13 protein-coding genes are annotated in these 14,244 nt (G+C 76.1%); 8 read left to right on the forward strand and 5 right to left on the reverse strand.

Annotated elements, in window-relative coordinates; all coding sequences use genetic code 11:
* Nucleotides 1-24: 24 nt before the first annotated feature.
* The 3 genes from AAG589_RS04815 to AAG589_RS04825 form a co-directional block, all read right to left on the reverse strand.
* Nucleotides 25-3,522 (reverse strand): error-prone DNA polymerase, encoded by a 3,498-nt coding sequence (locus tag AAG589_RS04815; RefSeq protein WP_430566082.1) that lies wholly within the window; start codon nt 3,520-3,522, stop codon nt 25-27.
* The gene (locus AAG589_RS04820; protein WP_430566083.1) at nt 3,515-5,203 is read right to left on the reverse strand and encodes a DNA polymerase Y family protein; all 1,689 of its coding nucleotides are present in this window, start codon (nt 5,201-5,203) and stop codon (nt 3,515-3,517) included. The genes AAG589_RS04815 and AAG589_RS04820 overlap by 8 nt, the downstream gene beginning before the upstream one ends.
* Before the next feature lie 68 nt (nt 5,204-5,271).
* Nucleotides 5,272-6,114: a hypothetical protein gene (locus AAG589_RS04825; RefSeq protein ID WP_430566084.1), complete on the reverse strand. Its 843-nt coding sequence runs from the start codon at nt 6,112-6,114 to the stop codon at nt 5,272-5,274.
* Nucleotides 6,115-6,400: 286 nt separating this feature from the next.
* Here AAG589_RS04825 and AAG589_RS04830 point away from each other — a divergent pair, with 286 nt between their 5' ends.
* The 7 genes from AAG589_RS04830 to AAG589_RS04860 all read left to right on the forward strand — a co-directional run bounded on the left by AAG589_RS04830 (nt 6,401) and on the right by AAG589_RS04860 (nt 10,834).
* The gene (locus AAG589_RS04830) at nt 6,401-7,561 is read left to right on the forward strand and encodes a zinc-binding dehydrogenase (RefSeq protein WP_430566085.1); all 1,161 of its coding nucleotides are present in this window, start codon (nt 6,401-6,403) and stop codon (nt 7,559-7,561) included.
* Complete coding sequence (fabG, locus tag AAG589_RS04835; protein ID WP_430566086.1) at nt 7,558-8,331, forward strand: 3-oxoacyl-ACP reductase FabG; 774 nt, start codon at nt 7,558-7,560, stop codon at nt 8,329-8,331. The genes AAG589_RS04830 and fabG overlap by 4 nt, the downstream gene beginning before the upstream one ends.
* An 85-nt stretch (nt 8,332-8,416) precedes the next feature.
* Entirely contained in the window at nt 8,417-8,881 is a 465-nt protein-coding gene (locus AAG589_RS04840) for a MaoC family dehydratase (protein WP_430566087.1), read from the forward strand.
* A 19-nt stretch (nt 8,882-8,900) separates the two neighbouring features.
* Nucleotides 8,901-9,101, forward strand: coding sequence for a hypothetical protein (locus tag AAG589_RS04845; RefSeq protein ID WP_430566088.1), 201 nt, complete (start codon nt 8,901-8,903; stop codon nt 9,099-9,101).
* Nucleotides 9,098-9,466, forward strand: a complete 369-nt coding sequence (locus AAG589_RS04850; protein ID WP_430566089.1) for a type II toxin-antitoxin system death-on-curing family toxin — start codon at nt 9,098-9,100, stop codon at nt 9,464-9,466. Before AAG589_RS04845 ends, AAG589_RS04850 begins: the two co-directional genes overlap by 4 nt.
* Nucleotides 9,467-9,511: 45 nt before the next feature.
* Entirely contained in the window at nt 9,512-9,997 is a 486-nt protein-coding gene (locus tag AAG589_RS04855) for a pyridoxamine 5'-phosphate oxidase family protein (protein ID WP_430566090.1), read from the forward strand.
* 63 nt (nt 9,998-10,060) lie between these two features.
* The gene (locus AAG589_RS04860; protein ID WP_430566091.1) at nt 10,061-10,834 is read left to right on the forward strand and encodes a phosphotransferase family protein; all 774 of its coding nucleotides are present in this window, start codon (nt 10,061-10,063) and stop codon (nt 10,832-10,834) included.
* Between the two features lie 19 nt (nt 10,835-10,853).
* Here the strand turns inward: AAG589_RS04860 and AAG589_RS04865 are convergent, their stop codons facing one another.
* Together AAG589_RS04865 and AAG589_RS04870 are read right to left on the reverse strand one after the other, a co-directional pair.
* Nucleotides 10,854-12,077: an acetyl-CoA C-acetyltransferase gene (locus tag AAG589_RS04865; protein WP_430566092.1), complete on the reverse strand. Its 1,224-nt coding sequence runs from the start codon at nt 12,075-12,077 to the stop codon at nt 10,854-10,856.
* Between the two features lie 63 nt (nt 12,078-12,140).
* Nucleotides 12,141-13,385, reverse strand: coding sequence for an acyl-CoA dehydrogenase family protein (locus AAG589_RS04870; protein ID WP_430566093.1), 1,245 nt, complete (start codon nt 13,383-13,385; stop codon nt 12,141-12,143).
* 99 nt (nt 13,386-13,484) lie between these two features.
* Here AAG589_RS04870 and AAG589_RS04875 point away from each other — a divergent pair, with 99 nt between their 5' ends.
* A complete protein-coding gene (locus AAG589_RS04875) occupies nt 13,485-14,201 on the forward strand; it encodes a QsdR family transcriptional regulator (RefSeq protein WP_430566094.1) in 717 nt (238 codons plus the stop codon).
* Nucleotides 14,202-14,244: the final 43 nt, after the last annotated feature.

The raw sequence follows: 14,244 nt of genomic DNA on the forward strand, positions 1-14,244 counted from the left end.
ACACCGCCGCACTCCGCGGGCACCTCAGCGGAAGTCCCGGGACCGGGTGGCCACGGGCAGCCGCAGCGGCGCGAGGTGCTCCGCGAGCAGGTTGACCGCGCCGTCGGCCTTCTCGACCCGGCCGCGGACCACCATCGCCGGGGCGCCGCGCGCCACGGTCCGGAAGCGGCGCCACAGCCCGGCGGTGCAGATGACGTTGAGCAGCCCCGTCTCGTCCTCGAGCGACAGGAACGTCACGCCGCCCGCCGTGCCCGGGCGTTGCCGGTGCGTCACCACACCGCCCACGGCCACCCGCCGGCCCGGCTCCGTGGCGCACACCCCCGCGACGGTGAGCACCCCCGCCTTCTCCAGGCCCTCGCGCACGTGCTCCAGCGGCGACGTCGAGCCGGGCGTGATGCCGGTGGCCCAGGCGTCGGCGACGTCCGTCTCGACCGGCGTCATGCCCGGCAGGGTCGGGGCGTCCACCCCGACGGACACGCCCGGCAGGGTGCCCGGCCCTTCCTGGCCGAGCGCCCCCGCCGCCCACAGCGCCTCGCGGCGTCCTGCGCCCAGCCCCTCCGTGGCACCCGCCGTCGCGAGCGCCTCCAGCTGGGCGGTGCTGAGCCCGACCCGGCGGGCGAGGTCGCGCAGGTCGCGGAACGGCCCGTTCTCCTCCCGCTCCGCGACCATCAGCTCGGCCAGGTCGTCGCCGATGCCGCGCACCGCGGACAGCCCCAGCCGCACCGCGAGCGCCGGGTCGGGCGGCGGCCCGAAGCCCCCGCCGGTCGAGCCTGTCGACACCTGGGCCTCGACAGGCTCGACCGGCGAGGACGTCCGCTCGACGCCCGCGAGCGCCCGCGAGGCGTTGACGTCCGGGCGCAGCACCTGCACCCCGTGGCGGCGCGCGTCGGCGGCCAGCGACTGCGGCGAGTAGAACCCCATGGGCTGCGCGGCCAGCAGCCCCGCGTAGAACGCGGCGGGGTGGTGCACCTTGAGCCACGAGCTCGCGTACACGAGGTAGGCGAACGAGTAGGCGTGCGACTCGGGGAAGCCGAAGTCGGCGAACGCCTTGAGCTTGTCGTAGATCTCCTCGCGCACGGCCGGGTCGTCGACCCCCTTCGCCCGCATCCCGTCCATGAGCCGGCCGCGCAGGGCCTCCATCCGCTCGACCGACCGCTTGGAGCCCATCGCCCGGCGGAGCTGGTCGGACTCGGCGGCGGTGAAGCCCGCGACGTCGATCGCCATCTGCATGAGCTGCTCCTGGAACAGCGGCACCCCCTTGGTCTTGCCGAGGGAGCTCTCCAGCAGCGGGTGCAGGAACGTCACCTTCTCCCGCCCCCGCGCCCGCTCGATGTACGGGTGCACGGACCCGCCCTGGATGGGGCCGGGCCGGATGAGCGCGACCTCGATGACGATGTCGTAGAACTTCCGCGGCCGCAGCCGCGGCAGCGTCGCCATCTGCGCGCGCGACTCCACCTGGAACACCCCGACCGTGTCGGCCGCGCACAGCAGGTCGTAGACCGCCGGGTCGTCGTCGGGCAGGCCGTGCAGCGTGAGCCGCTCCCCCGTGTGCTCGGCGATCGAGTCGAACGCGTACCGGATGGCGGTGAGCATGCCCAGGCCGAGCAGGTCGAACTTCACCAGCCCCGCGTCGGCGCAGTCCTCCTTGTCCCACTGCAGCACCGTGCGCCCCTCCATCCGCGCCCACTCCACAGGGCAGACCTCGATCACCGGGCGGTCGCACATGACCATCCCGCCGGAGTGGATGCCCAGGTGCCGGGGCAGCCGCAGCATGCGGTCGGCCAGGTCGAGCACCGGGCCGGGGATCTGCCCCTCCTCCGCGGCGGACGGCGGGCGCTGCGCGGGCACGACGTCGTGGGCGTCGTCAGCGCGGCGCACCTCGCCCTCGTCCGTGGCGAGCGGGTCGACGACGCCCGCGGGACGGTTCCCCCACAGCGCCGCGACGTGCGCCTCCTTGGCGGCGCGCCGGCTGGGCGGTGCGCCGCCCGTCGCCCGCGCGGCCCCGGCCGCGGCGTCGGCGGCCGGGCTGACCGGGTCCGGGCCGCGCAGCGAACCCCAGCGCTCGATGGACTTGCTCCACGCGTCCTGCTGCCCGACGTCGTACCCGAGGGCCCGGGCGGCGTCGCGCACCGCGGAGCGCGGCCGGTAGGAGATGACGTTCGCGACCTGCGCCGCGTGCGTGCGCCCGAACGTCGCATAGACGTGCTGGATGACCTCCTCGCGGCGCCCGGACTCGATGTCGATGTCGATGTCCGGCGGCCCGTCGCGCTCGGGCGCGAGGAAGCGCTCGAACAGCAGGCCGTGCTTCACGGCGTCGACGGCGGTGATGCCCAGCGCGTAGCAGACCGCCGAGTTGGCGGCGCTGCCGCGCCCCTGGCACAGGATGCCCTCGGTGCGGCAGAACTCCACGAGGTCGTAGACGACGAGGAAGTAGCCGGGGAAGGTCAGCTGCTCGATGACCCGCAGCTCGTGGTCGATCTGCGCCCAGGCCCGCTCGTCGCCGGGACGCCCGGGCGCGGGGCGCGGGCCGTACCGGTCGGTGGCGCCCCGACGCACCAGCTCGCGCAGCCAGCTGGCCTCGTCGTGCCCGTCCGGGACGGGGTAGGGCGGCAGGTTCGGCGCCACCAGGCGCAGGTCGAAGGCGCACTCGGCCGCGAGCGCCGACGCGGCGGCGACGGCCCGCGGGTGCCTCCGGTGCAGCGACCGCATCTCGGCGGCGGAGCGCAGGTGCGCGGTCGGGGCACCGGGCAGCCAGCCGTCGAGGCCGTCCAGCGAGGAGCGCGCCCGCACGGCGGCGAGCGCCCCCGCCAGGTCGGCGTCGCGCGGGCGGGCGTAGTGCGCGTCCGTCGTGGCGACGACCGGCAGGCGCGCGGCGCGGGCCAGGGCGGCGAGCGCGTCGTGCAGGACGGCGTCCCGGGGGTCGCCGGTCGCGGTGAGCTCGACGGCCACGTTGTCGCGGCCGAAGGTGTCGACCAGGAGGTCCAGCTCGCGCCGCGCCGCGGCGACGCCCCCGCCCGGCCCGGGCGCGGTGAGCGCGCGCCGGACGGCGCCCTTGCGGCACCCGGTGAGCACGAGCCACTCGCCGCCTGCCTCGGCGCCGAGGTGCTCGAGGTCGTACCGGGCCTTGCCCTTGACCCCGGCGTCCAGGTGGGCGGTCGCGATGGCGCGGGACAGGTTCCGGTAGCCCTGGTCGCCGCGCGCCAGCACCAGCAGGTGCGTGGCCCGCGGGTCGGGGACCCCGGTGGGCGGGTCGAGCACCGGGCGGCTCCCGGCGGTGCCCGGCGCCGCCCCCGGCGTCACGGGGGCGGGCAGGTGCAGCTCGGCGCCGAACACGGTGGGCAGCTCCACCGCCCGGGCGGCCTCCGCGAACCGGACCACCCCGTACAGGCCGTCGTGGTCGGTCAGCGCCAGCGCGTCGAGGCCCAGGCGCGCGCCCTCGGCCGCCAGCTCCTCCGGGTGGGACGCGCCGTCGAGGAAGCTGAACGCCGAGTGCGCGTGCAGCTCGGCGTACCCGCTAGTCATAGAACGCCTCCACCTGCCACAGCCCGCCGGTCTGTGCCAGCAGCAGCGCCCGGCCGTCGTCGAGCACCGCCTGCAGGTAGACGCGGCGGGCTCCGCCGTCGGCGGACCACCAGCGCTCGGCGAGCGGCCACGGCCCGGCCCAGCCCGTCACCGTCGCGACGTCCTGCACGACGCCCCCGCCCCGGGGGCCGCCGCCGTCACGAGCGCACGCGACGGCGGCGGGCTCGCCGCTCATCGCGAGCCGGGCGTCCACGACGACGTCGCGCCCCGTCGCGTCGAGCACGCGGGCGGGCACCGGCTCGTCCGGCAGACCGGCGGGCGCAGGGCTGGGCAGGGCCCCCGGCCAGGGCAGCCCGGGGTCGCGGCCCGCACCGCCGTCCGAGCCGAAGGGGACGAGCCGCACCCGGTCGCGCGGGCCGCGGCCGCCCTGCAGCTCCACCGTGAGCACGGCGTGCCCGCCGAGCAGCCCCTGCACCCGGCCGAGCGCACGCCGGGCCCGCTCCCCCTCGCCCGCGTCGGCGCCCCACAGGCCGGGCTGGTGCGTGGTCGCGGGGACGACGTCCTCCGCCGCCAGCGCGAGGTGGGCGATCGGTGCGACGACGGGGTCGCCCTCGCCGCCCGCCCCTGGCCCGCGCCGGGCGGACGCCGCGGTGAGCCACCCCTCGAGCTGCCAGCGCACCCGGTCCGTGATCCGTGCCGCGCTCATCCCGCCGGCCGCGGCGTCGTCGGTGCGCCACACGCGCTCCAGCACGGCGCCCTCGGCGCCGCCGACGTCGTCCCCGCCCAGGTCGACCCCCGCCGTGCGCGCCGTGATCCGCAGCCGCCCGCAGGCCAGCCCCCGCGACGCGAGCAGGTCGTGCAGCGCGGTGGCCAGGCGGCGGGCGGCGAAGGTCGCGACGTCGACCCTCAGGGCGGGCGGGTCGAGCTCCTCCGCGACCGCCAGGTCCTCCTCGACGCGGCGCCGCGCCGGCGGGCGCAGGTCCTCGCCGCGCGCCAGCCGCTGCGCCCAGGCGCCGAGGTCGCCGAAGCGCGCCTGCACGCTCGCGCCGGGCAGGGCGGCCAGGTCGCCGAGGGTGCGCAGGCCGAGCCGCCACCACAGCCCCGCCGCCTCCCGCACGGCGGCCACCCCGGCCGGGTCGCAGACGGCGTGCACCAGCTCCCCCACGGGGCGGTCGGCGAGGAACGCGGCGGACCCGCCCGGGGGCACGACGGCGTCCTCGCGGGCGGCGAGCACCGCCGCGAGCAGCCCGTCCGCCACGCCCACCTGGCTCTCGTGGCCGGTGCGCGCGGCGACGGCGCCCACCAGGGCCTGCGCCAGCGCGAGCTCGGAGCCGTGATACCGCGCGGCGCCACCCGCCGGCAGCAGGAGCAGGCCCGGGCGGGCCACCTCGAGGCCCGCCACCACCGTCTCGGCGGCGAGCGCCACGGGCTCGAACTCCCGCGCGTCGCGGGCGTCGTCGGCGGGCAGCAGCGCCACCTCGGGACACCGCTCCTGCGCCTGGCGGCGGCGCATCCCGCGCCGCACCCCCTGCGCGCGGGCGACGGCGGAGACCGCCACGACGGTGTGCCCCGCGCCCGCCCCGCCGCCCGAGCGCGCGCCGAGCACCGCGGCGGGGACGTGCGCGTCCAGGCCGGCCGCCGTCAGCGCCGCGACCACCGGCCAGTCCGGGACCCACAGCACGGCCGTCCTCGAGGCCGCACCGACCACGGCCCTTCCGGCCGGGCCCTTCCCGCCCTTCCCGCTCGTCATCACGCCACCCGCAGCCGGGCGGCCCGCCGGTCGGGCTCGGCGGTCTCGGCGGTGACGTGCTCGGCGGTGACGTGCTCGGCGGTGTGCCGGTCCGTACCCGGGACGCCGCCCGCCGCGACGGGGCCGCCGACCACGCGCTCCACCTGCAGCGGCACGTCCACCTCGAGCTCGACGGGCCGGGCGGCGGCCCCGCGCCCGGTGCGCCGCACGCGCAGGGTGCGGCGGCGCAGCCAGCCCGCCCCGTGGTCCACGCCCGACCAGGTGCCGCCGCGCGCGTCGAGGGTGACGTGCGCGCCGGGCCACGCCGCCTGCGTCACCAGCACCGCGCCCCGCTCCCGGGCGCGGGCGGCCAGGCGGCGCCGGTCGCCGTCCAGCAGGGCGGCGCCCGTGCCGACGACCACCACGTCCATCCCGTCGAGCAGCGCGGCGAGGGCCGCCGGCGCGTCCGGGCCGGGGGCGGGCACGAGCACCGTCCGCCCGAGCGCGATCCCGGCGTCCGCGGCGGCCAGCATCCCGACGGTCGGCGCGCCGACGAGGGCGACCCACGCGCCGGACCGCGACGCCTCCGCCAGCAGCGCGAGCAGGAGCGTCGTCGACCCGCGCACGGCGAGCACCGTGCCCGCGGCCAGGCCGCCGTCGGGCAGCAGGCCCGCCAGCCCCGGGTGCACGGGCAGCAGGCGAGCGGCCGGCTCCGACCCGCGGCCATGACCGGTGCGCGGCCCGGTGTGCCGGCCGGTGCGCTGCTCCGCCGCGCGCAGCGCCGCGCGGGCGGCGGCGACCCGGTCCGGCGCCGCCGCGGCGGCCGGACGGGCCGCGGTGCGCGGAGGGGCGACGACCGTCACGCGACCTCCCCCCGAGCCCGGCGACGGGCGAGCACCCGGCGGACCACGACCATCGACGACCATCGACGACCAGCACGACAGCACCGGCCGGCCCGAAAAACCGATTCGAACGCCTGTTCGAACACTGTCAGTAGACGCCGCGGCGCCGACCGCTGTCAACCGCGCAGGTGGGCCGCGCGAGCCGGCCACTCGTGTACGCTGCACTCGACATACCGCGCAGTCGGTATGTCTGTCCGGTCAGGTTCCCGGAGCAGACTGGGGACCCTCGACGACGAGGAGGTCGACCGTGCAGATCGTGGGCGCCGTGCTGGACCGCACCGGGGCACCCCCGCCGTACGCCGTCTCCGGGGCGCTGCGCACCAGCACGCTCGACCTCGACCCGCCGGGTCCGGGCGAGCTCCTGGTCCGCATCGAGGCCGCGGGGCTGTGCCACTCCGACCTGAGCGTCGTGGACGGCAGCCGCGACCGGCCGACGCCGATGCTCCTCGGCCACGAGGCGGCCGGGGTCGTGGAGGCGGTCGGCGACGGCACGGGCGAGGACACGGACGGCGGTGTCGGCGGCCCAGACGGCATCGCCCCGGGCCGCCGCGTCGTCCTGACGTTCCTGCCGCGCTGCGGCACCTGCGCGGCCTGCGCCACCGACGGCCGGCTGCCCTGCACCGTCGGCAGCGCGGCCAACGCCGCGGGCACCCTCGTCGGCGGCGCGGTCCGGCTGCACCGCGACGGCGCCCCCGTCCGGCACCACCTGGGCGTCAGCGCCTTCGCCACCCACGCCGTCGTGCACCGCACCTCCGTGGTCCCGGTGGACGACGACGTGCCCGCCGACGTCGCCGCCCTGCTCGGCTGCGCGGTCCTCACGGGCGGCGGCGCCGTGATCAACGCCGGCCGCCCTGCCGCCGGCGACCGCGTGACCGTCGTCGGGCTGGGCGGGGTCGGGATGGCCGCGCTGCTCGTCGCCCGCGCCCTGGGGCACGAGGTGCTCGGCGTCGACCCGGTGCCCGCCAAGCTCGACCTGGCGCGCGGCCTCGGCGCCACGGCCGCCACCCCCGCCGAGGCGCTCGACGCCGCGCTGGGCACCGGCGAGCGGGCGCCCGTCGTCGTCGAGGCCGCCGGGTCGGCGCGCGCGTTCGAGACCGCGCTGGCGCTCACCGCGCCGGGCGGCACCACCGTGACGGCCGGGCTTCCCGGGCCCGACGCCCGCGCGTCCGTCGCGCCGCTGACCCTGACGGCGGAGGCCCGCACCGTCGTGGGCTCCTACCTCGGGTCGTCCGTGCCGAGCCGCGACATCCCGCGGTACGTCGACCTCTGGCGGGCCGGACGCCTGCCGCTCGAGTCGCTCGTCTCGGCCCGCATCGGGCTCGAGGACCTGCCGGCCGCCCTGGACCGGCTCGCCGCCGGCGCCGAGCTGCGCCAGCTCATCACCTTCGACGAGAGGATCACCGCATGACCACCGCCTCCCACCTCGACACCCCCAGGGTCGCCGTCGTCACCGGGGCCGCCCGCGGCATCGGCGCCGCGACCGCCCGCCGGCTGGCCGCCGACGGCCACGCCGTCGCCGTCCTCGACCTCCTGGAGGAGCAGGCCGCCGCGACCGCCGCCGACATCGTCGCCGGGGGCGGTCGGGCGCTCGGCCTCGGGGTCGACGTCGCCGACGCCGCGGCGGTCGAGGCCGCCGTCGCGCGCGTGACGGACGAGCTCGGCGCGCCGACGATCTGCGTGAACAACGCCGGGATCCTGCGCGACAACCTGCTGTTCAAGATGTCCGAGGACGACTGGGACGCGGTGCTGCGCGTGCACCTGCGCGGCGCGTTCGTCGTGACCCGGGCCGTCCAGGCGCACATGGTCTCCGCCGGCTGGGGCCGCGTCGTCAACCTGTCCAGCACGTCCGCGCTCGGCAACCGCGGCCAGGCGAACTACTCCGCCGCGAAGGCGGGCATGCAGGGCTTCACCAAGACGCTCGCGATCGAGCTGGGCAAGTTCGGCGTCACCGCCAACGCCGTGGCGCCGGGCGTCATCGCGACCGACATGATCGCGGCGACGGCCGAGCGCATCGGCCTGACGCCCGAGCAGTTCCACGCCGAGGCTGCCAAGGACGTACCCGTCGGGCGGGTCGGGCAGCCCGAGGACATCGCCGCCGCCGTGTCGTTCTTCTGCTCCGAGGAGGCCTCGTTCGTCTCGGGCCAGGTGCTCTACGTGGCGGGCGGGCCGAAGGCATGAGGGCGAGGAGCCCCCGCGGAGGGACGCCGAGGAACGAGGTGTGCCGGAGCGAGGCACCGCAGCGATCGTGCGCAAGGAGCAAGGCATGACGACCACCATCACCGTCTCCTCCCCCGCCGCGCTGGCCGACGCCGTCGGACAGAAGGCCACCGGGGAGTGGTTCACGATCGACCAGGAGCGCATCGACGCGTTCGCCGACGCCACCGCCGACCACCAGTGGATCCACGTGGACCCGCAGCGCGCCGCGTCCGGCCCGTTCGGCACGACGATCGCGCACGGGTTCCTCACCCTGTCCCTGCTGCCCCGGCTGGCGTCGTCGCTGGTGGAGGTGGGCGGCGTCGCGATGGCGATGAACTACGGCCTGGACAAGGTGCGGTTCCTCGCCCCCGTGCCCGTCGGTTCTCGCGTGCGCGCGACGACGGAGCTCACGGGCGCCGAGACCGTCGCCCAGGGCGTGCGAGCGGCCTCGACCGTGACGGTCGAGATCGAGGGCGGCGACAAGCCCGCGCTCGTCGCCCAGTCCCTCGCGCTCTACGTCCCCGAGGGATAGACGCGGGTATACTCACGGTATGACCACGCCGGCGGAGATGACGACGATCAAGGTGCCGACCTCGGTGCGCGACCGGCTCAAGGCGCGCGCGGAGGCGCAGCACCTGACGCAGGGCGAGGCGCTCGAGCGTCTTCTCGACGAGGCGGGCGACGAGAACATCCAGGCCTACATCACGGACGCCATGGACTCCTGGGGCGAGGCCCTCGAGCGGCTCGCGTGACGAGGTACGTCGCCCTGACCGATGCCCTCGCCGTCGTCGACCGCAACGACTGGCAGGTGCGCGACCTCGGCCTCTTGGACTCCGTGTGCCAGAGGCCGAGGTCGCGCATGTACGACGTCGAGCTCTACGAAGGACTCGACCTCAAGGCCGCGGCACTCATGGACTCGGCCAACCGCCTGCACCCGCTGCACGACGGGAACAAGCGCCTGTCGCTCATCCTCGTGCACGTCTTCTACGCCATGAACGGGCGCCGGCTCGCCGGCGAGCAGATCGAGATGGCCGACTTCGTCCTCACGATCGCCGACACCCACCTCACGCTCGACACGATGGCCGCCTGGCTCGGAGCACACACCCAGCCACGCTGACCGGGGCGGGCCTGCGCACCTGCCCGGGTCAGGCAGGATGGCGCCATGACGACGAACCCGCAGGTCGCCCCCGTTCCCCGCACGCGCGAGCAGCGCCAGGCCGACACGCTGGCGATGTTGCGCTCCCCCGTGCGCGACGTGTGGGTCGCCACCGCCTCGGTGGCCGACGACGGCACCGCCGTCCCGTACCTGGTGCCGCTGTCTCTGGCGTGGCTCGACGACCGGGTCGTGCTCGCGCTCGACGCGACGTCGCGCACGGGCCGCAACGTGCTGGCCACCGGCACCGCGCGACTCTCGCTCGGGGGCACGCGCGACGTCGTCATGATCGACGCCGTCCTCGAGCGGTCGGTCCGGGTCGCCGAGGCGCCGCCGGAGCTCGCCGAGGGCTACGCCGCCCAGGCGGACTGGGACCCGCGGCCGGGCGGCGAGCACGACGTCTACCTCGTGCTGCACCCCCGGCGCGTGCAGGCGTGGCGCGAGGTGGACGAGATCGCCGGCCGCACCCTCATGCGCGACGGAGAGTGGCTCTGACAGTGCCCGACAGCGCCCGAGAATTCCGGCGACATCGGCGGCGGTCCTCGTCAGGATGACGGGATGAACACGACGGACGGCACGGACGCCGTCGAGGTCGTCGTCGCCCACAGCCAGCGCGCGACGTTGCGCGTGGGCGACACGTTCCTCAAGGTCGACGGCGACCCGGCGCACGCCGAGCGCGAGGCGCGGGCGATGGCCCTGGCGCCGGTGCCGACCCCGGCGGTCCTCTGGCGCGAGCCGCCCGTGCTCGCGCTCGCCGCCGTGCCCGGCCGGGCGCTCGGCGTCCTCGGCGAGCCGTCGGACGCGTCGCCCGCCGCGTGGGCCGCGGCGGGTGCGGCGGTCCGCAGGCTGCACGACGCGCCGCTGCCGCCGTGGCCGGGACGCCGGCTCGACGACGTGGCGGCGGAGCTCGACCGCGAGTGCGCGTGGCTGCTCGCCCACGACGTCGTGCCCGCCGAGGTGGTCCGGAGGAACCGCGAGATCGCCGAGGCGGTGCTCCGGCCGTGGGACCCGGTGTTCGTCCACGGCGACTTGCAGCTCACGCACGTGTTCGTCGACGGCGACGAGGTCACCGGCGTCATCGACTGGTCGGAGGCCGCCCCCGGCGACGCCATGTACGACCTGGCCATCCTCACGCTCGGGCACGAGGAACGCCTGGACGACCTGCTCGCGGGCTACGGCCCCGGCGCGGACCGGGACGTGGTCCGCGCCTGGTGGTCGCTGCGCAGCCTGGTGGCGTCGCGCTGGCTGATCGAGCACGGCTTCGACCCCGACGCACCGGGGTGCGAGCTCGACGTGCTCCGCGCGCGGATGCGGGATCCCGACGGTCGGTGAGCGGCCCGGCCACCCCGCCTCAGACGCGTTCGAGCACCATCGCCATCCCCTGCCCGCCGCCGACGCACATGGTCTCCAGCCCGTACCGGCCGCCCGCCATCTCGAGGCCGTTGATCAGCGTGGACGTGATGCGGGCGCCGGTCATGCCGAACGGGTGCCCGACGGCGATGGCGCCGCCGTGCACGTTCAGCCGCTCGTCCTCGATGCCGAGCTCGAGGGCGGACGCGATGACCTGGGCGGCGAACGCCTCGTTGATCTCGACGAGGTCCATGTCGTCGATGCCGAGGCCCGCGCGGGCGAGCGCCTGCCGGCTGGCCTCCACCGGGCCCAGGCCCATGATCTCGGGCGACAGGCCCGTCACCCCGGTGGACACGATGCGCGCGAGCGGGGTCAGGCCGAGCTCGTCGACGACGCGGTCGGAGACCACGACGACGGCGGCGGCGCCGTCGTTGAGCGGGCACGCGTTGCCCGCGGTGACCGTGCCGTCCGGCCGGAACACCGGGTCGAGGGTCGCCAGCTTCTCCACGGTGGTGCCGGGGCGCGGCCCGTCGTCCGCGGACACCACGGTGCCGTCGTCGAGGGTGACGGGGGTGATGTCCCGCGCCCAGAAGCCGTCGGCGATCGCGGCCTCGGCGCGCTGCTGGCTGCGCGCGGCGAACTCGTCCTGGTCGCGGCGCGAGATGCCGCGCAGATCCGCGACGTTCTCGGCCGTCTGCCCCATGGCGACGTACACGTCCGGCAGGGCGCCGTCCGCGCGCGGGTCGGTCCATCCCCCGGCGCCGCCGACGGCGCGCTTCGCGGTGCGCTCCTGGGCCTCGGCGAAGCGCGGGTTGGTGAGGTCGACGCCGGGGATCTCGTCGCTCGACCCGACGGCCATGCCGCTCACCGACTCGGCGCCGGCGGACACGAAGACGTCACCCTCCCCCGCCTTGATGGCGTGGAACGCCATGCGCGTGGTCTGCAGGCTGGAGGAGCAGTAGCGGGTCACGGTGGTGCCGGGCACGGAGTCCCAGCCGTTCAGCACGGCCACGACGCGGGCCATGTTCATGCCCTGCCTGCCGCCGGGCAGCCCGCAGCCCAGCAGGAGGTCGTCGATGCGCGCCGGGTCGAGCCCGGGCACCTGCGCGACGGCGGCCTCGACCATCCGTGCGGCGAGGTCGTCGGCGCGGACGCCGGCGAGCGAGCCCTTGTGCGCGCGGCCGATCGGCGAGCGGGCGGTGGCGACGATGTACGCCTCGGTCATGTCGTGTCTCCTAGTGGTCGGTGCGGCTCGGTGCGGCGCGGTGGGGCGAGGTGCGGCGCGCGCTCAGACGAACGCCGCGTGGCCGGTGATCTCGCGGCCGACGATGAGGTTGTTCATGTCCCGGGTGCCCTCGAACGTGTACACGGCCTCGGCGTCGGCGAAGTAGCGGGCCACGCCGTGGTCGAGCTGGATGCCGTTGCCGCCGAGCGACTCGCGGCACAGCGCGACGGTCTCGCGCATCCGGGTGGTGACGAACGCCTTCGCCAGCGCGGCCTGGGCGTCGGTCTGCGTTCCGGAGTCCTGCAGCTGGGACACGCGCACGCACACCGCGAGGCTCGCGGTGATGTTGGCCAGGCAGGTGGCGAGCTTGTCCTGGATCAGCTGGTAGCTCGCGATCGCGTGGCCGAACTGCTCGCGCTGCTTCGTGTAGGTCACCGCGGCCTCGTAGGCGCCGATCATCGTGCCCAGCGACTGCCAGGCGACGCCGTCCCTCGTCACCCGCAGCACCTTCGCGACGTCCTTGAAGCTGTCGATGCGCTGCAGGCGGTCGGCCTCGGCGACCTCGACGCCGTCGAGCACGATGTCGGCGTTCTGCACGATGCGCAGCGACTGCTTGCGCTCGATCTTCGTGGCGGTGAAACCGGGCGTCCCCTGGCGGACGAGGAAGCCCTTCATCTGCTGGTCCGCGGTGTCCTTGGCCCAGATGACGACGACGTCGGCGAACGTCGCGTTGCCGATCCACCGCTTGGCGCCGTCCAGCACCCAGGTGTCGCCGTGCCGGGTCGCGGTGGTGCGCAACCCCTTGGCGGTGTCCGAGCCGGACAGCGGCTCCGTGAGCCCGAACGCGCCGATGAGATCCCCGCGCGCCATCGGGGGAAGCCACTGCGCCCGCTGCTCGGGCGAGCCGCCCAGGCCGATGGCGCTCATCGCGAGCCCGGACGAGACGCCGATGAACGTGCAGAACGAGGAGTCCACCCGGGCGAGCTCCATCCCGACCCAGCCGCGGAACACCGCCGAGCTCTCGAACTGCGCGGTCTCCGGCCAGGCGGCGCCCACCGAGCCGAGCTCGGCGAACGGCTTGAACAGGTGCACCGGGCAGTCCGACCGCTCCCAGTAGTCGTCCGCGATGGGCCGCACCTCGCGCTCCATGAACTCGCGGACGGCGAGGATCCGCTCCTGCTCGTCGGCCGTCAGCAGGTCCTGGAAGCCGTAGAAGTCGGCGTCCAGGACGGTGGGCGCGGGGCCGGCGTCGGCGCCCGTGTCGGTGTCGGTTCCGGCGCTCGCGGTGGCCGGGGAGGTGAACGTCATCGTTGCTCCGATCGTCGTCGAACGCGACCAGTGTGCACCCCGATGCATCATTTTCCAAGATGTTGCACGAGACTCGTCCCGCGACACTAGGCTGCGGGCATGCCGGACAGCGCCACGAGCACCCCGACCGCCACGCACGGCGACCCGCCGCACGACGACGCACCGATCGCGTCCGTCGGCCTCGAGGCCGCGCCCACGCCGCTGTCGCTGCGCCTGCTGCCCGGCGCCCACGCCGACGCGCGCCGGGCGTTCGACGCCGCGCGCGAGACGTTCGTCGCGGGCCGGCGCCTCGACATGGGCCCGCTGGCCACGAGCCTCGGCGTCGACCGGACGTCCGTGTTCCGCTGGGTCGGCAACCGCGACGCCCTGCTCACCGAGGTGCTGTGGTCGCTCGCCGTCCCGACGCTGGTCCAGGCCGATCGCGCGACGGCGGCCGAGCACGGGGCGGAGCGGGTCGCCGACCTCCTCACGCACTTCGCCGGCGACCTCATCGCCGCCCCCTATTTCCGAGAGTTCCTCGCCCGCGAGCCGGCGCGGGCCCTGCGGCTGCTCACCACCAAGGCCAGCCCCATCCAGCACCGCTTCCTCGCGACCTGCGAGTGGCTGGTGCGCACGCATCTCGGCGACACCCCGTTCGCCGACGGCGTCGACAGCGGCACCGGCAGCGGCATCGACCCGGCGTCCCTCGCCTACCTCCTGGTGCGCGTGTCCGAGTCGTTCACGTACGCCGACCTCATCACGGGCGAGACGCCCGAGGCCGACCGCGCCGCCGTGGCGTTCCGGCACCTGCTGCGGGTGCCGTCGACCTCCGCCTGATCCCTGCCCGCCGACCTTCGCCAGACCACGCCCGAGACCCAGG

The sequence above is a fragment of the Isoptericola sp. F-RaC21 genome (genome assembly GCF_038593535.1).
Classification (GTDB): domain Bacteria; phylum Actinomycetota; class Actinomycetes; order Actinomycetales; family Cellulomonadaceae; genus Isoptericola.

Coding starts and splice junctions, on each gene's coding strand:
- AAG589_RS04845 (WP_430566088.1), top strand. CDS start 8,901: ATGACCACGCCGGCGGAGATGACGACGATCAAGGTGCCGACCTCGGTG.
- AAG589_RS04875 (WP_430566094.1), top strand. CDS start 13,485: ATGCCGGACAGCGCCACGAGCACCCCGACCGCCACGCACGGCGACCCG.
- AAG589_RS04870 (WP_430566093.1), bottom strand. CDS start 13,385: ATGACGTTCACCTCCCCGGCCACCGCGAGCGCCGGAACCGACACCGAC.
- AAG589_RS04855 (WP_430566090.1), top strand. CDS start 9,512: ATGACGACGAACCCGCAGGTCGCCCCCGTTCCCCGCACGCGCGAGCAG.
- AAG589_RS04860 (WP_430566091.1), top strand. CDS start 10,061: ATGAACACGACGGACGGCACGGACGCCGTCGAGGTCGTCGTCGCCCAC.
- AAG589_RS04815 (WP_430566082.1), bottom strand. CDS start 3,522: ATGACTAGCGGGTACGCCGAGCTGCACGCGCACTCGGCGTTCAGCTTC.
- AAG589_RS04865 (WP_430566092.1), bottom strand. CDS start 12,077: ATGACCGAGGCGTACATCGTCGCCACCGCCCGCTCGCCGATCGGCCGC.
- fabG (WP_430566086.1), top strand. CDS start 7,558: ATGACCACCGCCTCCCACCTCGACACCCCCAGGGTCGCCGTCGTCACC.
- AAG589_RS04840 (WP_430566087.1), top strand. CDS start 8,417: ATGACGACCACCATCACCGTCTCCTCCCCCGCCGCGCTGGCCGACGCC.